Source organism: Bordetella petrii (assembly GCF_017356245.1).
Lineage (GTDB): Bacteria > Pseudomonadota > Gammaproteobacteria > Burkholderiales > Burkholderiaceae_B > Bordetella_A > Bordetella_A petrii_D.
On the sequence record NZ_JAFMZZ010000001.1, the window covers coordinates 1,557,100 to 1,578,196 of the forward strand.

Annotated in this window: 19 protein-coding genes; 17 read left to right on the forward strand and 2 right to left on the reverse strand. The window is 63.1% G+C overall.

Features of this window, described 5'->3' with window-relative positions; translation table 11 throughout:
* The first annotated feature begins 271 nt into the window (after positions 1–271).
* From J2P76_RS07615 to pssA, 4 genes are all read left to right on the forward strand, one after another.
* Entirely contained in the window at positions 272–1,987 is a 1,716-nt protein-coding gene (locus tag J2P76_RS07615; RefSeq protein ID WP_207405866.1) for an acetolactate synthase 3 catalytic subunit, read from the forward strand.
* 10 nt (positions 1,988–1,997) lie between these two features.
* A complete protein-coding gene (gene ilvN, locus J2P76_RS07620; RefSeq protein WP_012248528.1) occupies positions 1,998–2,489 on the forward strand; it encodes an acetolactate synthase small subunit in 492 nt (163 codons plus the stop codon).
* A 66-nt stretch (positions 2,490–2,555) separates the two neighbouring features.
* The gene (gene ilvC, locus J2P76_RS07625) at positions 2,556–3,572 is read left to right on the forward strand and encodes a ketol-acid reductoisomerase (RefSeq protein WP_207405868.1); all 1,017 of its coding nucleotides are present in this window, start codon (positions 2,556–2,558) and stop codon (positions 3,570–3,572) included.
* A gap of 211 nt (positions 3,573–3,783) precedes the next feature.
* On the forward strand, positions 3,784–4,557 hold the full coding sequence (gene pssA, locus J2P76_RS07630; protein ID WP_207405870.1) for a CDP-diacylglycerol--serine O-phosphatidyltransferase: 774 nt from the start codon (positions 3,784–3,786) through the stop codon (positions 4,555–4,557).
* A 16-nt stretch (positions 4,558–4,573) separates the two neighbouring features.
* Here the strand turns inward: pssA and J2P76_RS07635 are convergent, their stop codons facing one another.
* Positions 4,574–5,092 carry a hypothetical protein gene (locus J2P76_RS07635; protein ID WP_207405872.1) on the reverse strand — a complete coding sequence of 173 codons (519 nt, stop codon included), beginning with the start codon at positions 5,090–5,092 and terminating at the stop codon, positions 4,574–4,576.
* A gap of 274 nt (positions 5,093–5,366) precedes the next feature.
* Between J2P76_RS07635 and rpsO the strand changes: the two genes are divergently transcribed.
* The 4 genes from rpsO (at position 5,367) to J2P76_RS07655 (ending at position 10,012) form a co-directional block, all read left to right on the forward strand.
* Positions 5,367–5,636, forward strand: coding sequence for a 30S ribosomal protein S15 (rpsO, locus tag J2P76_RS07640; protein ID WP_012248532.1), 270 nt, complete (start codon positions 5,367–5,369; stop codon positions 5,634–5,636).
* Positions 5,637–5,726: 90 nt separating this feature from the next.
* The gene (gene pnp / locus J2P76_RS07645; protein WP_207405874.1) at positions 5,727–7,886 is read left to right on the forward strand and encodes a polyribonucleotide nucleotidyltransferase; all 2,160 of its coding nucleotides are present in this window, start codon (positions 5,727–5,729) and stop codon (positions 7,884–7,886) included.
* A gap of 139 nt (positions 7,887–8,025) precedes the next feature.
* Entirely contained in the window at positions 8,026–8,748 is a 723-nt protein-coding gene (locus tag J2P76_RS07650; RefSeq protein ID WP_207405876.1) for a hypothetical protein, read from the forward strand.
* A 46-nt stretch (positions 8,749–8,794) separates the two neighbouring features.
* Complete coding sequence (locus J2P76_RS07655; protein ID WP_207405878.1) at positions 8,795–10,012, forward strand: threonine ammonia-lyase; 1,218 nt, start codon at positions 8,795–8,797, stop codon at positions 10,010–10,012.
* A 32-nt stretch (positions 10,013–10,044) separates the two neighbouring features.
* Here the strand turns inward: J2P76_RS07655 and J2P76_RS07660 are convergent, their stop codons facing one another.
* A complete protein-coding gene (locus J2P76_RS07660; protein WP_207405879.1) occupies positions 10,045–10,650 on the reverse strand; it encodes a PIN domain-containing protein in 606 nt (201 codons plus the stop codon).
* 355 nt (positions 10,651–11,005) lie between these two features.
* Between J2P76_RS07660 and J2P76_RS07665 the strand changes: the two genes are divergently transcribed.
* From J2P76_RS07665 to J2P76_RS07705, 9 genes are read left to right on the forward strand one after another with little or no spacing between them, the layout of a single operon-like run.
* Positions 11,006–12,889: a type VI secretion system tip protein TssI/VgrG gene (locus J2P76_RS07665; RefSeq protein ID WP_207405881.1), complete on the forward strand. Its 1,884-nt coding sequence runs from the start codon at positions 11,006–11,008 to the stop codon at positions 12,887–12,889.
* A gap of 23 nt (positions 12,890–12,912) precedes the next feature.
* Positions 12,913–13,881, forward strand: a complete 969-nt coding sequence (locus tag J2P76_RS07670; protein WP_207405883.1) for a hypothetical protein — start codon at positions 12,913–12,915, stop codon at positions 13,879–13,881.
* A gap of 38 nt (positions 13,882–13,919) precedes the next feature.
* Positions 13,920–14,960: a hypothetical protein gene (locus tag J2P76_RS07675; protein ID WP_207405885.1), complete on the forward strand. Its 1,041-nt coding sequence runs from the start codon at positions 13,920–13,922 to the stop codon at positions 14,958–14,960.
* Positions 14,961–14,969: 9 nt separating this feature from the next.
* Positions 14,970–15,959 carry a hypothetical protein gene (locus J2P76_RS07680; RefSeq protein ID WP_207405887.1) on the forward strand — a complete coding sequence of 330 codons (990 nt, stop codon included), beginning with the start codon at positions 14,970–14,972 and terminating at the stop codon, positions 15,957–15,959.
* A 9-nt stretch (positions 15,960–15,968) separates the two neighbouring features.
* Positions 15,969–18,599: a DUF2169 domain-containing protein gene (locus J2P76_RS07685; protein ID WP_207405888.1), complete on the forward strand. Its 2,631-nt coding sequence runs from the start codon at positions 15,969–15,971 to the stop codon at positions 18,597–18,599.
* A complete protein-coding gene (locus J2P76_RS07690) occupies positions 18,596–19,639 on the forward strand; it encodes a pentapeptide repeat-containing protein (protein ID WP_207405890.1) in 1,044 nt (347 codons plus the stop codon). The genes J2P76_RS07685 and J2P76_RS07690 overlap by 4 nt, the downstream gene beginning before the upstream one ends.
* Positions 19,640–19,655: 16 nt before the next feature.
* Positions 19,656–20,024: a hypothetical protein gene (locus J2P76_RS07695; RefSeq protein WP_207405892.1), complete on the forward strand. Its 369-nt coding sequence runs from the start codon at positions 19,656–19,658 to the stop codon at positions 20,022–20,024.
* Between the two features lie 5 nt (positions 20,025–20,029).
* On the forward strand, positions 20,030–20,530 hold the full coding sequence (locus J2P76_RS07700) for a hypothetical protein (protein ID WP_207405894.1): 501 nt from the start codon (positions 20,030–20,032) through the stop codon (positions 20,528–20,530).
* Between the two features lie 43 nt (positions 20,531–20,573).
* Positions 20,574–21,083 carry a hypothetical protein gene (locus J2P76_RS07705; RefSeq protein WP_207405896.1) on the forward strand — a complete coding sequence of 170 codons (510 nt, stop codon included), beginning with the start codon at positions 20,574–20,576 and terminating at the stop codon, positions 21,081–21,083.
* The last annotated feature ends 14 nt before the right edge of the window (positions 21,084–21,097 follow it).

Consider the following 21,097-nt stretch of genomic DNA (forward strand, 5'->3'; position numbering starts at 1 on the left):
TTCCGGGTGCTGCGCGCCAGTAATACCTGCTGTTGGCCGCGCCACAAGCGTGTGTTGCCAAGGCTTCCATTTCGACCTCCAGCGTCCCCCAGGGGCGTTTGCGCTGCGTTCCCGACGAACGCGTGCCGGGTCGGCAGGGTGTCCGGGTGGCGAGGCTCCGTGAGCCTCAAAGCGCCAGATCATGCTGCCGTTGCCGGTCCGGGTTCAGTTGCCGCCGTATCCGGGCGTGCCACGGTCAGGAAAACAGGGCCGGTACTGAAAGGAATACAACATGGAAACCATAGGCGCCGATATCGTCGTGCGCTGCCTGGCCGAAGAAGGCGTCGAGCACGTTTTCGGCTATCCCGGCGGCGCGGTGCTGTACATCTACGACGCGATTTTCAAGCAAGACAAATTCCAGCATATCCTGGTTCGTCACGAGCAGGCCGCCGTGCACGCCGCCGATGCGTATTCGCGCGCGTCGCAAAAAGTGGGCGTGTGCATCGTCACCAGCGGCCCGGGCGTCACCAATGCCGTCACCGGCATTGCCACCGCCTACATGGACTCGATCCCCATGGTCATCATCAGCGGGCAGGTGCCCACTGCGGCCATCGGCGAAGACGCCTTCCAGGAATGCGACACCGTGGGCATCACGCGGCCCTGCGTGAAGCACAACTTCCTGGTGCGCGACGTGAAAGACCTGGCCGAGACCATGCGGCGGGCCTTCTACATTGCCCGCACCGGCCGTCCCGGCCCGGTGCTGGTCGACATCCCCAAAGACGTCAGCCTGCAGCCCTGCAAGTACGTGCCGCCCAAGGGCGAAATCAGCATGCGCTCGTACGCGCCGGTCAACAAGGGCCACCAGGGGCAGATCAAGAAGGCCGTGCAGATGCTGCTGGCCGCCGAACGCCCCATGATCTACGCCGGCGGCGGGGTCATCCTGTCGGACGCTGCGGCCGAACTGCGCCACGTGGCCGATCAGCTGGGTGCGCCGTGCACCACCACGCTGATGGGCCTGGGCGGCCTGGCCGGCACCAGCCGCCAGTACGTCGGCATGCCCGGCATGCACGGCACCTACGAAGCCAACATGGCCATGCAGCACTGCGACGTGCTGCTGGCGGTGGGCGCGCGCTTCGACGACCGCGTCATCGGCAATCCCCGGCATTTTGCGCAGAACGCCCGCAAGATCATCCACATCGACATCGATCCGTCGTCCATTTCCAAGCGCGTGCGGGTCGACGTGCCGATCGTGGGCAATGTGAAAGACGTGCTGGCCGATCTCAGCGCGCAATACGATGCCGCGCGCGCCGACACCAAGCCGGCGCCGCTGGACAAGTGGTGGCAGCAGATCGAAGCCTGGCGCGGCAAAGAATGCCTGAAGTACGCCAACTCCGACGAGGTCATCAAGCCGCAGTACGTGGTTGAAAAGCTCTGGGAAGTGACCGGCGGCGACGCCTTCGTCACGTCCGACGTGGGCCAACACCAGATGTGGGCGGCGCAGTACTACAAGTTCGACAAGCCGCGGCGCTGGATCAATTCCGGCGGCCTGGGCACCATGGGAGTGGGGCTGCCGTACGCCATGGGCGTGCAGATGGCCAATCCGGGCGCGGACATCGCCGTCATCACCGGCGAAGCCTCCATCCAGATGAACATCCAGGAACTGTCCACCTGCCAGCAGTACCACCTGACGCCCAAGATCGTCTGCCTGAACAACCGCTTCCTGGGCATGGTCCGCCAGTGGCAGCAAATCGACTACGGCTCGCGCTATTCCGAGTCGTACATGGATTCGCTGCCCGATTTCGTCAAGGTGGCCGAGGCCTACGGCCACGTCGGGCTGCGCATCGAGCGGCCGGCCGACGTCGAGCCGGCGCTGCGCGAAGCATTCAAGAAGCACAAGGATCGCCTGGTCTTCCTGGACTTCATCACCGACCGCACCGAAAACGTGTGGCCCATGGTGAAGGCCGGCCGCGGGCTGACCGAGATGCTGCTCGGCTCTGAAGACCTGTAAGGAGGCGACCATGAAACATGTGATTTCCGTGCTCATGGAAAACGAACCCGGCGCGCTGTCGCGCGTGGTGGGCCTGTTTTCCGCGCGCGGCTACAACATCGAAACCCTGACCGTGGCGCCCACCGAAGACGCCACCCTGTCGCGCCTTACCGTGGTCACGGTGGGGTCGGACGAGGTCATCGAGCAGATCACCAAGCACCTGAACCGCCTGGTGGATGTGGTCAAGGTCGTCGACCTGACCGAAGGGGCGCACATCGAGCGCGAGCTCATGCTGATCAAGGTGCGCGCCGTCGGCAAGGAACGCGAAGAAATGAAGCGCATGGCCGATATCTTCCGCGGCCGCATCATCGATGTCACCGACAAGTCCTACACCATCGAACTGACCGGCGTGCAGGAAAAGGTACAGGCGTTCATCGACGCCCTGGACCGCAGCGCCATCCTGGAAACCGTGCGCACCGGCGTGTCCGGCATCGGGCGCGGCGAACGGATCCTGAAACTCTGAAGGCCTCCGCGCCTTGTACAAACCCTCTAGAATCACCCAAAAATCGCATAATCCGGAGCACACGACATGAAAGTTTTCTACGACAAAGACTGCGACCTCTCCCTCGTCAAGGGCAAGACCGTTGCCATCATCGGCTACGGCTCGCAAGGCCACGCCCACGCGCTGAACCTGCACGATTCGGGCGTGAAGGTCGTGGTCGGCCTGCGCAAGGGCGGCGCCTCGTGGAACAAGGCCGCCAACGCCGGCCTCGAAGTCAAAGAAGTGGCGGAAGCCGTCAAGGCCGCCGACGTGGTCATGATGCTGCTGCCCGACGAAAACATCGCCGCGGTCTACCGCAACGAAGTGCACGCCAACATCAAGGCGGGCGCCGCGCTGGCTTTCGCGCACGGCTTCAACGTGCACTACGGCCAGGTCGTGCCGCGCGACGACATCGACGTCATCATGATCGCGCCCAAGGCCCCCGGCCACACGGTGCGCTCCACCTACACCCAGGGCGGCGGCGTGCCCCACCTGGTGGCCGTCCACCAAGACAAATCCGGCTCGGCCCGCGACGTGGCCCTGTCGTACGCCAGCGCCAACGGCGGCGGCCGTGCCGGCATCATCGAAACCGATTTCCGCGAAGAAACCGAAACCGACCTGTTCGGCGAGCAGGCCGTGCTGTGCGGCGGCACCGTCGAGCTCATCAAGGCGGGCTTCGACACCCTGGTGGAAGCCGGCTACGCGCCCGAAATGGCGTACTTCGAGTGCCTGCACGAGCTCAAGCTGATCGTCGACCTGATCTACGAAGGCGGCATCGCCAACATGAACTACTCGATCTCGAACAATGCCGAATTCGGCGAATACGAGACCGGCCCCAAGATCGTCACCGAGCAGACCCGCCAGGCCATGCGCGATGCCCTGGTCGCCATCCAGACGGGCGAATACGCCAAGAAGTTCATCCTGGAAAACGCCGCCGGCGCTCCCACGCTGACCTCGCGCCGCCGCATCAACGCCGAATCGCAGATCGAACAGGTCGGCGGCAAGCTGCGCGCCATGATGCCCTGGATCGCCGCCAACAAGCTGGTCGACAAGTCGAAGAACTGATCGCGCCGCCAGGTGCCTGGCTTCCCGCCAGGGGCGTCAGGCACCGAAATGGCCGGATCATCTACCCAAGGCGGTGTCTGACACCTTCGGAGTCAGGCACCCGATGCCAAGGCATCCCCAGGCGGGATGCTTTTTTATTGGGGGCGCACGAAGCCGCAAGCCGGCCCGGATGGGTTAACCTTTCATTTATACGCCGCCACTTTCAGTGACCATGCCGAATTTCTCCATGCGCGATTCCGAAAATCGCCACCGCAGCATCTACCTGCTGCCCAATGCCTTTACCACCGCGGCCCTGTTTGCCGGCTTCTACGCCGTGGTGCAAGCCATGAACGACCGCTTCGAAGTCGCCGCCATCGCCATTTTCGTGGCCCTGGTGCTCGACGGCATGGACGGCCGGGTGGCGCGGCTGACCAACACCCAGTCGGCATTCGGCGAACAGTACGACTCGCTGTCGGACATGACCTCGTTCGGCGTGGCGCCCGCCCTGGTCATGTACGAATGGATACTCAACGACCTGGGCCGCTGGGGCTGGCTGGCCGCGTTCGTTTACGTGGCGGGGGCGGCGCTGCGGCTGGCCCGCTTCAATACCAACATCGGCGTGGTCGACAAGCGCTTCTTCCAGGGGCTGCCCAGCCCGGCGGCGGCGGCCCTGGTGGCGGGCTTTGTCTGGCTGGCCATCGACAACAAGCTGCCCATCCACGACAACGTCATGGCCTGGGTGGCCTTCGGCGTCACCATGTACGCGGGCGTCAGCATGGTGTCCAACGCGTCATTCTTCAGCGGCAAAAGCTTCGCCCTGGGCCGCAGCGTGCCGTTCTGGGGCATTCTGCTGGTGGTGGCCGTATTCGTGTTCGTGTCCAGCGACCCCCCGGTGGTGCTGTTCGGCCTGTTCGTGCTGTACGGGCTGTCGGGCTGGGTGATCATGGCCTGGCGCTGGAACCGCGCCCGGCGCCTGCAGCAAGAGCGCCGTTCGCACATCGAATAGCGCCGGGCCGGCGCGGCTAGCGCCAGCGCCAGTCTTCGTCGTACATGGGGTCGGGGCCCGGATGAAAGCGCGTCACGCGCTGGCCGTCGCGGCCCATGTACACGTACATCAGCGAATTCCACACGCCCGACTGCTTGTAGCGGTACGACCACACCACCTGGCGCACGCTGGGCAGCCCCACCTCGTCCACCTGGGCCGGCGGCCCGAATTCGCAGCGCACCTGGTCGGCTGTCCAGACGCCGCTGGCCAGCACCTTGAAATGCGCGTCGGTCAGGATGGGCACCACCTGGCCGACCCGGCCGTCGGCGCCCACATTGGCGCCCCAGGCATACTGGCCGTAGGGCTGCTGGGTCCAGATGACGCGCTGGCCGCCGCCGGCGATGTCGCAGCTGAAATTGGGCCGCCCGTACTGGGCCGCTACGTCGGCCAGGGGCGTGCCGGGCGGCACCTGGGACAGGTTGCCGCAGGCGGCCAGGGCGCCCAGGGCCGCCACGGCCGCGGCGCGGCCGGCCAGACGGTAGATGTTACAAATCATCCCGGTTCTCCGGTGGGCCGGCAGGGCCGGCGCGGGGGCCTGGCAGGGGGAGGCGCCGGGCCAATAGGGTAATTCTAGCGAATCGGCTATAATCCTCGCCTGATTTGCCCGGCCGCTTGTGCATGGCCGGGCAAATTGCTAGTTGAAAGCAAGTAGTTTGAACGCAGTACCAGTGTAAAGAAGCAAGCAGTATCCAAGCATCACGGCTTTTGCCGTTTTTTTGAAACCACGGCTGGGCGCCTCGGCCCTGCCGCAAGTCCGAAGAGGTCATTACATGTCCGTAGCCGACATCAAAAAAGCCGACATCGTCGCGCAGTTCCAACGCGCCCAGGGCGATACCGGTTCCCCCGAAGTCCAGGTGGCTCTGCTCACCGCCCGCATCAACGAACTGACCGGTCACTTCAAAGAGCACATGAAGGACCACCACTCGCGCCGCGGTCTGCTGCGCATGGTCAGCCGTCGTCGCAAACTGCTCGACTACCTCAAGGGCCGCAATCCCGATTCGTACCGCGCACTGATCGAAAAACTCGGTCTGCGCAAGTGATCGACGGGGCAGGCTCCCCATGACGCAACCGTGGCCGGTGCGACGTTTGTCGCGGCGGCCACGGTTTTTCATTTGTAAGGAATCCTCGTCATGTTCAATAAAGTGACCAAATCGTTCCAATACGGCCAGCACACGGTCGTGCTGGAAACGGGCGAAATCGCCCGCCAGGCCTCCGGCGCCGTGCTGGTGTCGGTGGACGACACCGTCGTGCTGGCCACCGTCGTGGCCGCCAAAAAGGCCAAGCCCGGCCAGACCTTCTTCCCCCTCACTGTCGACTACATCGAAAAAACCTACGCCGCGGGCCGCATCCCCGGCGGGTTCTTCAAGCGTGAAGGCAAGCCGTCCGAAAAAGAAACCCTGACCTCGCGGCTGATCGACCGCCCGCTGCGTCCGCTGTTCCCGGAAGGTTTCTACAACGAAGTGCAGGTCGTGCTGCACACCGTGTCGGTCAATCCTGAAATCGATCCCGACATTCCCGCCATGATCGGCGCCTCGGCCGCGCTGGCCATCTCGGGCATCCCGTTCAACGGCCCCATCGGCGCGGCCCGCGTGGGCTATGTCGACGGCCAGTACGTGCTGAACCCCACGGCCTCGCAGCTGAAGTCCTCGCAAATGGACCTGGTCGTGGCCGGCACCGAAAACGCCGTGCTGATGGTCGAATCCGAAGCCAAGCAGCTGTCCGAAGACGTCATGCTGGGCGGCGTGGTCTACGGCCACGAGCAAATGCAGGCCGCCATCAACGCCATCCATGACCTGGTGCGCGAAGCCGGCAAGCCCGACTGGGACTGGCAGCCCGAAGCCAAGAACGACGCCCTGATCGCCGCCGTGGCCGCCGCCGCGCAAGACAAGCTGGTTGCCGCCTACCAAGAACGCCAGAAGCAGGCCCGCACCACGCTGCTGCGCAACGTCTACGCCGACGTGCATGCCGCGCTGGCCGAGCAGGCCGCCGCCGCCGGCCAGGACGCGCCCGACGCCGTCACGGTCGACAACATCCTGTTCGACCTCGAAGCCCGCATCGTGCGCGGCCAGATCCTGAACGGCGAACCGCGCATCGACGGCCGCGACACCCGCACCGTCCGCCCCATCGAAGTCCGCCTGGGCGTGCTGCCGCGCGCGCACGGCAGCGCGCTGTTCACCCGTGGTGAAACCCAGGCGCTGGTCGTGGCCACGCTGGGCACCAAGCAAGACGAGCAGATCATCGACGCGCTCATGGGCGAATACCGCGACCGCTTCATGCTGCACTACAACATGCCGCCGTTCGCCACCGGCGAAACCGGCCGCATCGGCGTGCCCAAGCGCCGTGAAATCGGCCACGGCCGCCTGGCCAAGCGCGCCCTGGTGTCGCTGCTGCCCGCGCACGAAGATTTCCAGTACACCATCCGCCTGGTGTCCGAAATCACCGAATCCAACGGCTCGTCGTCCATGGCGTCGGTCTGCGGCGGCTCGCTGGCCATGATGGACGCCGGCGTGCCCCTGCAAGATCACGTGGCCGGCGTGGCCATGGGCCTGATCCTCGACGATGGCAAGTTCGCCGTCCTGACCGACATCCTGGGCGATGAAGATCACCTGGGCGACATGGACTTCAAGGTGGCGGGCACGCAGAACGGCATCACCGCGCTGCAAATGGACATCAAGATCCAGGGCATCACCAAGGAAATCATGCAGGTGGCGCTGGCCCAGGCCCGCGAAGGCCGCCTGCACATCCTGGGCAAGATGCGCGACGCCCTGGAAGGCTCGCGCGGCGAGCTGTCGGCCTTCGCCCCGCGCATGCTGACCATCAAGATCAACCCCGAGAAGATCCGCGACGTCATCGGCAAGGGCGGCGCCACCATCCGCGCCCTGACCGAAGAAACCGGCACCCAGATCGACATCTCCGATGACGGCACCATCGTCATCGCCAGCGTCGACGAGGCCCAGGCCAAGGAAGCCCAGCGCCGCATCGTCGAACTGACCGCCGATGTCGAAGTCGGCCAGGTCTACGACGGCTCGGTGCTGCGCCTGCTGGATTTCGGCGCCATCGTGCAAGTGCTGCCGGGCCGCGACGGCCTGCTGCACATCTCCGAAATCGCCAACTACCGCATCGCCAACATCAACGATGTGCTCAAGGTCGGCCAGCAAGTCCGCGTCAAGGTCATCGAGGCCGACGACAAGGGCCGTCTGCGCCTGTCCATCAAGGCCATCGGCGGCATCGAGCAGCAACAGGCCGGCGGCGCCGAACCGGCATCGCAACCGGAATCGCAAGCTGAATAAGCTTTGCGTTTCTTGAGCCAGAAAACGGCACCGCAAGGTGCCGTTTTTGTTGTATCTACGGTAAATTCTGGACGCGCCGGCCCGCCGCCGGCGTTTTCACCACGGAGCAGGCATTGACCGGTACAGGAATCCACCGCGCATGATGACGCCACGGCTGGCGATCCGGGCCATGGCCGGCTGCGCGCTGGCGCTGGCGGCCGGCTGCATGTCCCAGCCGGCTGCCGTCGGGCCGCGCAGCGAAGACATGTCCATGGACCAGTTCGCCCAGACTGACTTCAACCGCACGGTGACCCTGGAAATCCGCGACAACCTGCAAAGCCTGTATACCCTGCTCGACAAGCTCTACCGCCGCAATCCGCGCGAATGGCGCAAGGCGGGCGTGGCCGACCAGCCGGCCGCCGTGGCGCGCGTGCGCGCCATGATCGAAAACCGCACGCCGCCGCCCGGCCTGAACGGCCTGCGCGACATCCAGATCCTGGCGGTGTCGCTCGACCCGGCCTATCCGCGCGACCGCGTCGCGGCGTTCATCTACGGCCTGGCCGACACCCTGATCGCCGCCCACAACGACAAGACCCGCATGTACTTGTCCGACGTGCTGGACGGCCAGCGGATCTACAACGCAGCCCGCAACGTCGAGGCGGCCGCCTGGCTGCTGGCGTCGCGCCGCGACGCGCGCGGCGAGCCGCTGCTGCTGGCCAACGAAATATCGCCCACCGCCACCAACCTGAGTTTCGAGCGCGAGTTCGGCGCCATCATCGGCCGGCTGGACCTGATCGCCAATCTGCTGGGCGAAAACGCCCGGCGCGTGGGCATCAACTATGCGCAGGGCCTGTTGTTCTTCAACTTCCTGCCGGTGCGCTAGAATGTAAGCCCACCTTCGGGGCGCCGCACGCCCACAGGCCTCTATCTTGATCGATCTTGCCGCCATTCAAGCCGCCCGCGCCCGCTTGCAGGGGCAGGTACACAAGACGCCGTTCACCCATTCGCGCACGCTGTCCGACATCCTGGACGCCGAAGTCTGGCTGAAGTTCGAGAACCTGCAGTTCACGGCGTCGTTCAAAGAACGCGGCGCGCTCAACCGCATGCTGGCGCTTACCCCCGAAGAGCGCGCCAGGGGCGTCATCGCCGTGTCGGCCGGCAACCATGCCCAGGGCGTGGCCTACCATGCGCAGCGCATGGGCGTGCCGGCGGTCATCGTGATGCCGCGCTTCACGCCCACCGTCAAGGTGGCCAACACCCGCAGATTCGGCGCCGATGTCGTGCTGCACGGCGACACCTTCGACGATGCCCAGGCGCACGGCTACGAACTGGCGCGCGAGCGCGGCCTGGTCATGATCCATCCCTACGACGATGCCGCGGTCATCGCGGGGCAGGGCACGCTGGCGCTCGAAATGCTGGAAGACCAGCCCGGCCTCGACGCCATGGTCATCGCCATCGGCGGGGGCGGCCTGATCGGCGGCATCGCCACGGCGGCGCGCGCCATCAAGCCAGGCATCGAGATCGTGGGCGTGCAGACCGAACGTTTTCCGGCCATGTACGCGGCCATGCGCGGCGTGGCGATGACCCCCGGGCACTACACCATCGCCGAAGGCATCGCCGTCAAGTCGCCCGGCGCCATCACCCAGGAAATCGTGCGGCGGCTGGTCGACCGCATCGAACTGGTCAGCGAAGCCGACATCGAGCACGCCATCGTGGTGCTGCTCGAAATCGAGAAAACCGTGGTCGAGGGCGCCGGCGCCGCCGGCCTGGCCGCCTTGCTGCACGACCAGGCCGCGGGCACCAACCGCTTTCGCGGCAAGCGCGTGGCGCTGGTGCTTACCGGCGGCAATATCGACCCCCTGATGCTGGGCGAGCTGATCGAGCGCGGCATGGTGCGGGCCGGCCGCCTGGCCCGCATCCGCGTCGACCTGCGCGATCTGCCCGGCGCCCTGGCGCACGCCACCAAGCTCATTGCCGATGCCCAGGCCAACATCACCGAAGTGCATCATCAACGCGCCTTCACGGCGCTGCCGGTGCGCAATGTGGAAGTGGATTTCGTGCTGCAAACGCGCGGCCCCGAGCACATCCAGGAAGTCATCAACGTGCTGAACGCAGCCGGCTTCGCGGCCAGCAACCACGACCACTGACCCGCCGCGGGCCAGAATGGTCGCCGCGCGGCCTACAGCCCGTCGCGCGCCACCAGGGCCTTCAGGCGGTACAGGCGTTCACGGTGCAGCGTGGCGGCCAGAGGTTCCGGCTCGCGGCCCAGGGCCACGTAATCGTCCGGCACGGCCCGGATCGCCTCGCGCAGCCGCGCGGCGTCGGCCTGCCACCACTGCGACAGCAGCCGGTCGGGGTTGAGCGCGTCCAGGCCCTGGCGCCGCAATTCCGAGCGGCTGAAGTCCTTCAGGTTCCAGGTGGCCACCAGTACCTGGGGCGGCTGCTGCAGGCCGCAGCGGGCCCGCCACGCCAGGCCGGCCGCGATCACGTGGAAATCCTTGGGGTCGCTGTAGCGCAGGCCTGCTTCGTAGGCCTGCAGATCGGCTTGCGCGGCTTGCGGAAAATGCCGGTTCATTTCGGCCCATTGATCGTCCAGCACATCGGCCGGAATGGCCCACAGGCGGGCTGCATTGCGGCGCCATTCCTCGCCGATGCGCTCGCTCCAGACCGGCTGGTAGACGCCGCTGGCGGCCAGCCGCAGCATCAGGCGGCGCACGATGCCGGACATCAGGACGCAGGCGTCCAGCACGACAAAAGGGGCGGGGATCAGGTCAGGCGAGGGCACGGCAGCGGCGCGGGCGCGCCGGAAAAGACAGTCGACGGCCGACACTGTAGCAGGAACGTGGCCCCAGTTTCTGGTAACAATAAATTGCGGGGACGGTCTGCCGGCCCGGCCGCCCGGTCGGCCAGATGCCGTGCTGCAACAGGCCATCTCCAGACACGATATGGCTGGCGTTTTCAGCAGTTATAGATTTGTTGCATCTATTAGGGAAAACCGCCTTGAGGCGGTTTTTCACTTCAAGTAGCTTGCGCGGGTAATCCCTAATCGGCGCAGTGTATCCAGGCAGCATGACATTCGCATGAACACAGCAGGGCGGGCCCTGCATTTACCGTAAAAAGATAGTCTCGGGAGAGTACTTGTGGATATTCCAAGCTTCATCCAGTCCCGTCCCATCATTGCCCATACTCCCCTGGAAGGCAGCCTGACATTCAAGCAGATGACAGGCCACGAAGGCATGTCGCAATTGTTCGAATTCGATGTCGAACTGCTGGCCGACAATTTCAACCTGGATCTGAAACAGCTGCTGGGCAAGCCCCTGACGCTGGAACTCGCCACCACGTCGAAAACCCGTTACCTGAGCGGCCAGATTGTGCGCTGCGTAATGGTGGGCCGCGAAAGCAGCACGTCGCGCAACTATATCTACAAGGTCACGGTGCGGCCCTGGCTGTGGTACCTGACGCAAACCTCGGACAACAAGATCTTCCAGCAGAAGAGCGTTCCCGACATCATCAAGGAAGTGCTGGGCGAATACGGCTATCCGTTCGAGATGAAGCTCACGGGCAGCTACCGTTCCTGGGAATACTGCGTGCAGTACCAGGAAACCGACTTCGCCTTCATCAGCCGCCTGATGGAGCACGAGGGCATCTATTACTACTTCAAGCACGACAAAGACCAGCACACGCTGGTCATGACCGACGACATCGGTTCGCACGAGCCCGTGCCGGGCTACGAATCGATTCCCTACTACGGCCCCGACCGCGTGTCCACGCCGCAGGAAGAATACGTTTCGATGTGGGAAATCTCGGCGCAGGTTACGCCCGACGGCTACGCCACGGTGGACTACGATTTCACCAAGCCCGGCGCCAGCCTGGATGCCGTGTCCAAGCGGGCCGGCGGGTCCGAGCCCGGCAACCTGGAAATGTTCGAGTGGCAGGGCGGTTTCCAGGAAGCGCAGCATGGCGAGCAATACGCGCGCGTGCGCCTGGAAGAACTGCAAAGCATCCAGGAACAGGACCTGGGCATGAGCAACGCCCGCGGCCTGGCGCCCGGCCACCTTTTCACGCTGAAAAACCACCCCCGCAAGGCCGAAAACCGTGAATACCTGGTGGTGTCGGTGAATTACCGCATGAGCGTGGGCGGCTATTCCACCAACAGCGGCTCGGAAGAATTCTACGAAGAGTCCTTCTCGGCGCTGCCGTCCAGCGTGCAATTCCGCGCGCCGCGCGTCACGCCCATTCCGCGCACCCACGGCCCGCAGACGGCCCGCGTGGTGGGCCCCGCCGGTAAGGAAATCTGGACCGACAAGTACGGCCGCATCAAGATCCAGTTCCACTGGGACCGCTACGGCCAGAAAAACGAAAGCAGTTCGTGCTGGGTGCGCGTGTCCAGCCCCTGGGCGGGCGGCGGATTCGGCGGGCTGCAATTGCCGCGCATCAATGACGAAGTGGTGGTCGATTTCATCGGCGGCTGCCCCGATCGTCCGCTGGTGCTGGGCCGCGTGTACAACGCCAACAACATGCCGCCGGTCGAGCTGCCGGGCAACGCGAACCAGAGCGGTTTCCGCAGCCAGTCGGTGTACGGCGACCCGACCATGTGCAACAAGATGATCTTCGACGACACGCTGGGCAGCGAACTGGTGCACCAGCGGGCGCAAAAGGACATGAACCACGAGGTGGTGAACAACCATGGGCACACGGTCGGCTCGAATTACACCGTTGATGTGGGCGAAGGGCTCAGCACGACTGCGGGAACGAAGAAAACCCACGTAAAAGGCACGACCGATTGCACCCGGGACGGCACCACCACCGTGAACCAGAAATCGTATGTCGAGACCACGCAGGGCGTGGTGCGCCAATCGGTTACTGGCGACGTTACCCGGTCGGTTACCGGCATGCTGACCACCACCCAGATAGGGGCGCAGGCAATCACCGAAGTGAATGCGGTTGGCCATTACCTAGTGGGTTCGTATGGTTCGGTGCAGGTGGGCAGCTTCAAGAAAACGATCTTTGGCAATGTCGGTTAATACCTTGGATCCGGGAAGCCGCCATGGGCACAGATAATATCCAGGCCATCAGCGACGAGGTCAATGCCGCGATCGAGGCGCTGGGGCCCGACGCGACCGCCGAGCAAATAACCGCCGTCATCGAAGAACACGCCCGCAACGGTGTGATCTACGGCTCTCCGTCGCTGGGCGACGTGGCCGCCGAGGAAGCCGCCAGCGCTTATGCCGAGCAGCACCTGCCGCCCGGCGCCGCTGCGACGCTCGGGGCGGCAAAGGGCCGCCAGGAGGCGGACAAAGACAAGCCCTCCATCAGCGAGTTGGCCGCCGATATCCGCAACCGCAATGCCAGCGCGGGCGTTCTGAGCGCCGACGACATCGCGGCGGCCACCGGCATATCGGCAGACAGCAATGACGGCATACTGAAGGACGTTACGAGCAGCCTGGCAGACCACAATGTCGATCCGGCCACGGCCAGCCTGGTTCAAAGCGCGGTCGCCAATGCAATCTCCGGCGGAGCGCTGGCGTCGGCCGGCCTGGATATACAGGGCCAATTGAAGGTCACGGTGCATGACTTCGTCGACCTGAAATTCGACAGCTCGCATATCAAGACAACCCTGGGGCAGGTTGTATACACCCATGAAGGGACGGTCGACATCAAGGCGCAGAGTGCCTATCTGACGGCGGGCAGCATACGCATCGAGGCCAGCCACAGCGAAACCAACATCGTCCACGCCGAGAAAAAGTCCAATGTATCCAACTACTCTTTTTCTCGCGGCCCGTGGTATTCCAGCGACTTCGGGCATTCCCATTCGGTGTCCGACTGGTCTGTATCGGGCGCCTTGCTCAACGCACACGTGGCGCCGGTCAAGGTGGGCGTGGCGGCCAGAATGGTTACCAACTTTGGCATACGTACCGGCATCAAAGGCGTGTCTTTCGATGATGTCGGCGACAACGTCAATAAAACCAACCTGGCGCTGATGGGCGTATCGGTGATCTTGATGATTCTTGGGTAAATGCATCGTTGATGCGCAACTGCGACGCTCGGTGATACATGACTTCACTGTACAAGAACATTCCCTATGTATTGCCCGGCTCGACAGCCGCCGATGCCGTTGACGAGGTGAATGCGTTCTGGCAGCGCAACGGCGGCAACGTCGCTCCGAAAGAGCTGGAGAAGTTTGTAGACAAGACGCTGCGGCAGCATGGTGTCGATCCTGTCACGGCTGCCGCATCGGCCCGCACCGCCAGCCTGATGGCGGAAGAAAATCCCGCGGGCGCGCTGGCGTCGGCGGAACAGCTCACGGGCATCACCGTGGCCGACCCGACCCGGGTGGCCGCCACGGCCAGCGGCCGGGTGAATGCCGATCTGTCCAAGACGGGAAAGACGTTCGGCGACCTCAGCCGGGACGAGAAGATTTCTTTGGCGCAGAAAGGCGCCATGCAGACCCTGGCCGACGCGGGCGTGCCGGAAAGCGAGGCGTCCGGCCCGGTGCAGCAAGAGGTTGCCCGGCTGATCGATGCCGGCGTTCCGCCGGACGAAGCGGCCGCGGCGGCCGCAGCCGCGGTGATGAGCCAGATGCTGCCGCAGGCGGACTCGTTCAACATTTTCGGCTATCTCAGCATGATGGTTCACCAGCGTGCCGAGTACACCTTCATGAATACCGAAACGCTCGAGATCGGCGGATCGGCATTCCATACCCACGCGCAGAACACAAAATATGACATGGCCGGCCATGACATCAATCTGCGTGTTACCGACACCTTGAAGACCTCATCGACCCGTGAAGCGGCCCGCTCGAAATACTCGCTGGCGCGCGGGATATACGAGGGTACCTATGAATCGTATGTCCCCGTTTCATACCAGCTGTATTGGCAGAATGTGATGAGGCGGGGCATCGAGGCCAAGAATCTCGGGATCGCATCCCTGTCAGTGTCAGGGGTCAGGTTTTATGTGGCGGGCTACGACTCGGACGTGGTGATATCGACCAAAGCCAGCGATTCGGAGCGCGACGGGCGGGCTGCGCTTCTGGAACTCATTCTGGCCTGGAGCGACAACCGCAAAGCCAAGAAAACCCACATAAAGAAGAAATAAGAGGCATCTATGGGCACCCCATACGCAGTCTTACCCGGATCGGATGCCGCCGCGGCCGCGGCAGAGGCCGCGGCGAAGCAATATACGCTCGATGGATTCGGCGAAAGCCTGAGCCAGATCCTGGCCGAGCACGGCGTCGATCCGGTGACCTCGGCGGCGGTAAGCGCGGCCGGAGAGCAGCTGGCCCAGCGTCCGGGCGGCACGCCCATGGCCGAAGAGGAACTGCCCGGCCTGGCCGAGAGCCTGGTCGGTGCCGCGGTAGCCGACCCCAGGGTGGCAGGCGGCCAGGCGCGCACGGCCGTCGAGGAAAATGCCGCCGGGTTGAGCAAGAGCGAGCAAGAGGCTTTGGCGATAACGGCGGCCGGCGATGCCGCCGAAGATGCCGGCGCCGATCGGGCGACTGCCGAGCAGAAGGCACGCGAGGCGATTGCGGCAGGCGTCCCGCCGGCGGCGGCCGCCGAAGCCGGCGCAGCATCCGCCGCCGCCATCGCCGTGACGTCCAACCCCGATGCCTCGCCCGGGATCGAGATATTCGGCTATCTGAAGGCGCGTGTGCAAGGGCTGGTCACGGAGACCTATCTGGCCGATGAAAACAAGAAAGTGACGGGCCTGACGCAATGGAAGATAGAGAAAGGCCCTTTTTTCCAGACCACTGCCGGAGAGCTGCATATAAATTGCAAGAACTACCTGGCCCAGGCTGATATCGACCACGTGGATACCGCGCAGTCAAATACGAAATACCTGGCTGGCTATGAAACCACTGCGCCCAGCCCTTCGTTCAGCAACAACATGGGCTTCTTCGGCGCTACTGCCGTGAATGCGGCCTATTGGGTCAGGACTTCGTCGGCGGCGGCCTACAAGCGCACCGTGTTCGGCCTTGACTTCTATATTGCATTGCTGGGAACGCAGAATACCTCGTCGAATAACTGGATCGTGGACAAGTTCATCATGAGGCATATCGTTTCCATTCATGCGCGTTTTTATTCGAATTACCGCTGAGTCGACTCTGTGAAGTTCATCAAGCCGCTGAGATTGCTGGTCATGCCCAGGCCGTATCGCTGGCGCAACGGCGTGCACCTGGCTGTCACCATCGCCGCCACATTCGAAGACAAGGGAGGGACGCCGCTCATCCTGCCCGAGCATGCCTGGATGCAGGAAACCCTGCCCGAGCTCGACGCGGATGAAATGCTCGATTATGTAATGCCGAAGCCTCATCCCGAGTTTCTGGTAAGCGGAAACGCGTACACGGCGCACCAGGATGAAAAAAGACATTGCATGGTGAGCGTGCGAGTAGCAGACAAGCGCAAGGATGTGCTGGCATTCGGCGACCGGCACTGGACAGGCAACCGCATTTCCAGCCCTCAGCCATTCGATTGCATGCCCTTGACATGGGGGCGCTCATTCGGCGGCGGCTCGGTGCCGGAAAATCCTTTGGGGGTAGGGCTGGACGAGGCCGAGTTTAATGGCGTGCGGGCGGTGCCCTTGCCGAACGTGGAATCGCCCACCGAGCGCATTCACAGCAGGGGCCAGATGGTTCGCCCCTGCAATCTGGGCCAGATCCGCATCGATTGGCCTCCGCGCATACAACGGCTCGGTACGTGGGACGCGGAGTGGCTGGAAAATGTCGGCACGGGATTCTTCGACGATATGCAGCCCACGGCATTCAACGGGGCCGCGGACGACCAGATATGGCACGACCGCGACACGCTGCCCTTGGGCGCATCGTTTGAAATCTGGAATATGCAGCAAGAGCAGCCATGCTGGTCGGGAACCTTGCCCGAGGTGCAGGCGCGATGTTTCATCCGCAGGCGTTTCGGGGACGGGCAGCTGGATGAAATGCCGATGCGATGCACCACGGTCTGGTTCGTGCCGCATCAGAGCCGGTACATTTTGCTGTTTCACGGCACTTTGCCTATCAATGACGATGACGGCTATGACGTAAGCACGGTCATGGCTGCCCTGGAGCGAACCGGGCAGCCGCGTCCGCAAGCGCATTACGAGCATATCTACGCCCTGCGCGACGACCGCCAGCAGGCGGTACTGCATGCGCTGAACGACGACGAGCTCATGCCCGCCGACATGCTGGCGCCCTGGATCGAAAAGCTGGATTTCGGCAGTAATGCGCTGCTTTCCAAGGTCGATCGGATGCTCGGCGAAAGCGGCTTTCCCCCGGGCGTGTTCGTGGGGCCGACCAAGCCCAAATCGCTGAGCGATTTGCCTGAAATGGTGGAGTCCAATCGGAAGTACCAGCAGGAGCTGATGGCCGAACTCCAGGCCGAGCGCGACGCCAGGAATGACCCGGCGTGGCTGGACAGCGGCGACAAGGCCTGGGCGAACTCGCGCAAGCTGCAGCAGGACGTTTACCGCAGCCTGGATTTTGCCGGCAAGAAGACCGCCGATGACATCGTCCTGCCCCACAGGGGGCCACCCGAGATAAAAGGACTGTACGGCGAGGCGAAATCGCTGGAGGGGCGCAGGGATTATCGCGAGATGGCCGCCGCGCTGGACAGGAAATCGCACGAGATGACCAGTTTTCTGCGCTCGTCGATGAACAAGGTCTATCTGTATTCCGTCCATTACCAGAGCGGTGTCGCAAAAGTGGGCGAGCATCAGGCCAGCCTCCTGCGCAACCGGGTGCTCAAAAAATACCGGCTGGGCCGCAATCTTTCAAAAATGGATCTCACCGGCGCCGATCTTTCCGGCATGGACTTGTCGGGGGCGGATTTTTCCGAGGCATGGCTGGAAAACGCCGACCTGAGCGGCTGCAATCTATCGGGCGCCAAGTTCGACAAGACCGTGCTGGCCCGGGCGCAGTTTCGCGCTACGCAGCTCGATGATGCGAAATTCCTGGGCTGCAATATCAGTCAGGCCGATTTCCAGAGCTGCACCGCCCGGGGCGCGCTGTGGCGGAACGTGATTTCGGAAAAGGGAACCCGGCTGCAATCCTGCACTTTCGAAGATGCCACCTTTGACAAATTCGACTTTGAAGGCGCAACACTCACCGACGTCCATTTCGTCTCGACGCTGCTGGATTCAATCGATTTCAGGGCGTGCGCGCTGGCAAATTGCAGCATGACGGGTACCAAGCTGTTCAAGACAGACTTCTATGAGTGCACGATCCGTGACTCGGCGTTGCACGAGTGCCTGCTGGAGGGGCCGTTGTTCGACGGGACTTCGCTTGCCAATGTAGAGCTGGAAAAGTGCCATGTGCTGAAGACCACTTTCATGTCGAACGCCAAGTTCGACGGCTGCCGTATCCTGGAAAACTCGTTTCTGCAGACGATGTTCCGGGCGGTGCGTTTTACCGACGTTGATCTGTCGGGCTGCGTGTTCGAGCGCTGCGACTTGTCAGAGGCCGTTTTCGAGCGTTGCGCGCTGCGGCAGATCCGCACGCCTCAGACCATGTTCATCAGGGCGAGTTTCAATACTTCGGATCTGTCGGGCAGCAACTTCATGCACGGGATTTTCCAGAAAGCCGACTTCATCGGCGCGCGGCTGGCGCGATGCAATTTTTTCCGTGCCGACATGAGCGAGACTTTGCTGGACCCGGCGACGGATATTTCCGACTCGTATGTGCAGCATACCCGCCTGGTGCCGCGCCGCCCGCCCGGCGCGCAGTCGGAAAGAGGGCAGCCATGAGCAAGGCGCAGATTCTCGCCAAGGCGCACACCCTGGAGCTGATGCAGGACATGAGCGTGGCCGGCGAAGCCTTCGGTGCAGACATGCTCGAAGGAATGTCGTTCCACAATGTCGACTTCTCCCGGGTCACGCTCGACAAGACGTCGTTCAAGGACTGCATATTCCACAAATGCAGCTTTGCTGGCGCCAGGGCGGCGGCTGCCAATTTTTCCGGCATCCAGATGTTGCACTGCGACTTGTCGGGCGCGTCGTTTACGGGCTGCAATCTGACGCAGGCCACCATTCTTTCGTCGAGGCTGGTCAAGACGTCTTTTGACGCCTGCGACTGCAGCAAGATGGAACTCACCGATTCCGATGCCACCCAGGTGCGCTTCTGCGGCCAAAGGCTCGATGACGTGAATTTCCTGGATGTCGTCCTGGACGAGGCGGATTTCTCTTCGGCTGTATTGTCCGGCGCTCTGCTTCACGAACTCGACTTGCGCACGGTCAACTTGAAACAGGCCACGATGCGGGATGTGGCTTTTTCGGGGTGTGATGTGTCGGGGCAGGATTTTTCAGACCAGGTGCTGTCCGGAGCGCAATTCAACGAGGCGAAGCTGCACAATGTCATTTTCGCCCGCTGCTCGCTGGCGGGAAGCAATTTCTCTGACAGCGAGGTAAAGAACACCTCTTTCCTGGAAGCAGACATCCGCGAATCGCTGTTCGTCAATGTGAATATGCAGCAATCCAGCGTGGCGCGGGCGTGCCTTGATAAAACCCTGTGGAACGGGGCGGTTATTGTCGGCTCGGATTTCGGTTCGTCGACCTTGAACATGGCCGTTTTTCAGCAGGCCAACGTCGAGGATTCCAGCTTTTCCGGCACCGAATTGCAGTACGCCGATTTTTCCTATGCCAGGCTGCACCAATGCGCGTTCGACGACGCGCTGATGATGGGCACCAAGTTCCATCGCGCGCTGTGCGATGAAAACCTGAAAAACCGGCCGGGAGCGATCAGCCGGGACAACGAATTGTTCGAAGCAGAGTTGTGGAGCGTTTCTTAACTTAGGGAGAAGGATCATGCCGTTCTGGGGATGCATGGGGTCGGGCAAAAGCACCGGCCTGGGGCCTTACATGACCGGGCCGTCGAAAAACGAAATGTTCAGCTGCATGAAGCTGCCCACCACCAATGTCTATATAAACAACAAGCCGGGGCACAACCTTTATTCCGTGGCGCCGCTGACCATCGACATGCCCTCGTCCGTCTTGGGAGCCACTACGGGCACCCTGTTCATGCTGGGCACCACCATCGCGCTGTTTTCCGTGTCGGTCATTGCGTCGGGCGGGCCGGTGATCAGATGGCTGTGCCTGGCGATCCAGAATCTCTGGAATACCATCGCCTGCTACCTGAAGCGGGATAACGGCCTGGTCGCGATATTCGCGCCTTGAATGAAATGATGAAGTACGCCGGCGTCTTCCGCTGGATAACAGGCCTGATTGCGCTGGGGCTGGTCATCGCCGGCCTGAGCTATCTTTGGGATATGCGCCAGGCCAGGCTGCAGGACCCATTCGGCATCTGGGACGGCGGCCGGACGGACTCGGCGCTGAATTTCTTCCTTGCCGCCGGTGCCATGGTCATCCTGTACCGCGGAATATCGCTGATGGAATCGAAGTACATCAACGACAAAGGCTTGCCCGGCACAGGGGAAGTGCTGTCCGCGACGTGCATCGGGCGTCCCGAGAATTCAAACGACCGCAACTGGTACAAAATAGTGATCAAGGTGGTTCCCGAAGATCCGCGGCAAGCCCCGTTCACCGCCAAAGTCACGCAGCTCATCAAGGCGGACGGCCGGCGCAATATCGAGCCTGGCTCCCGGGTTCCTCTCAAGTACCTGCCGGGGCGCAGCAAAATCATCTTGACGGCGCAAGGCGCGGTAGAGTCCATCAAGGGCTGAGCGCCCGGCTGCCGCGGCCGCGCCCATTCGCCACGTGTGCAGAATGATCTACTACCACCTGACAGGCCTGCTCGGCTATGTGCTGATTATTGGGTCGGCCGCCTGCTTTCTGGTCTACGTCGCCTTGCTGGTGTCGATTACAGGCTTTTTCGGCAACGAACACGCCTACAACATCATCCTGGCGTGTTTTTTCGCGGGCATCATGCTTTTCCAGCTGCGCTCGCTGCTGGTGGACTTCATTTCCGAGCACGTGTTCAAGTCGGGCACTCGCGTGGCGGGCAAGATCCTGGCCGCCGAAAACTGCGGCCGGCAGGGCGGCGACAACGACCGGTGGTACCAGCTGGTGGTGGAACTGGAGCCGTCGCAGGCCACGCTCAGCGGGCGCGATGTGTATATCGAACAGCTGTTCAAAGAACGCGCGGCCGAATGGCTGAAGCAGGGGGCGCAGGTTCCGGTCCGCTATTCGCCCAGAATGAGGCTGGCCATCATCGACCATGAAGACGCCTACCAGCGCCTGCACGCTGGCCCGCAGTTCAGCCTGCGCCGCCGATGACGCCGCCGCGAGGG

Bases quoted from the DNA above. Each gene is read 5' to 3' on its own strand.
- J2P76_RS07615 (WP_207405866.1), top strand. From the start codon at position 272: ATGGAAACCATAGGCGCCGATATCGTCGTGCGCTGCCTGGCCGAAGAA.
- ilvN (WP_012248528.1), top strand. From the start codon at position 1,998: ATGAAACATGTGATTTCCGTGCTCATGGAAAACGAACCCGGCGCGCTG.
- ilvC (WP_207405868.1), top strand. From the start codon at position 2,556: ATGAAAGTTTTCTACGACAAAGACTGCGACCTCTCCCTCGTCAAGGGC.
- pssA (WP_207405870.1), top strand. From the start codon at position 3,784: ATGCCGAATTTCTCCATGCGCGATTCCGAAAATCGCCACCGCAGCATC.
- J2P76_RS07635 (WP_207405872.1), bottom strand. From the start codon at position 5,092: ATGATTTGTAACATCTACCGTCTGGCCGGCCGCGCCGCGGCCGTGGCG.
- rpsO (WP_012248532.1), top strand. From the start codon at position 5,367: ATGTCCGTAGCCGACATCAAAAAAGCCGACATCGTCGCGCAGTTCCAA.
- pnp (WP_207405874.1), top strand. From the start codon at position 5,727: ATGTTCAATAAAGTGACCAAATCGTTCCAATACGGCCAGCACACGGTC.
- J2P76_RS07650 (WP_207405876.1), top strand. From the start codon at position 8,026: ATGATGACGCCACGGCTGGCGATCCGGGCCATGGCCGGCTGCGCGCTG.
- J2P76_RS07670 (WP_207405883.1), top strand. From the start codon at position 12,913: ATGGGCACAGATAATATCCAGGCCATCAGCGACGAGGTCAATGCCGCG.
- J2P76_RS07675 (WP_207405885.1), top strand. From the start codon at position 13,920: ATGACTTCACTGTACAAGAACATTCCCTATGTATTGCCCGGCTCGACA.
- J2P76_RS07680 (WP_207405887.1), top strand. From the start codon at position 14,970: ATGGGCACCCCATACGCAGTCTTACCCGGATCGGATGCCGCCGCGGCC.
- J2P76_RS07690 (WP_207405890.1), top strand. From the start codon at position 18,596: ATGAGCAAGGCGCAGATTCTCGCCAAGGCGCACACCCTGGAGCTGATG.
- J2P76_RS07695 (WP_207405892.1), top strand. From the start codon at position 19,656: ATGCCGTTCTGGGGATGCATGGGGTCGGGCAAAAGCACCGGCCTGGGG.
- J2P76_RS07700 (WP_207405894.1), top strand. From the start codon at position 20,030: ATGATGAAGTACGCCGGCGTCTTCCGCTGGATAACAGGCCTGATTGCG.
- J2P76_RS07705 (WP_207405896.1), top strand. From the start codon at position 20,574: ATGATCTACTACCACCTGACAGGCCTGCTCGGCTATGTGCTGATTATT.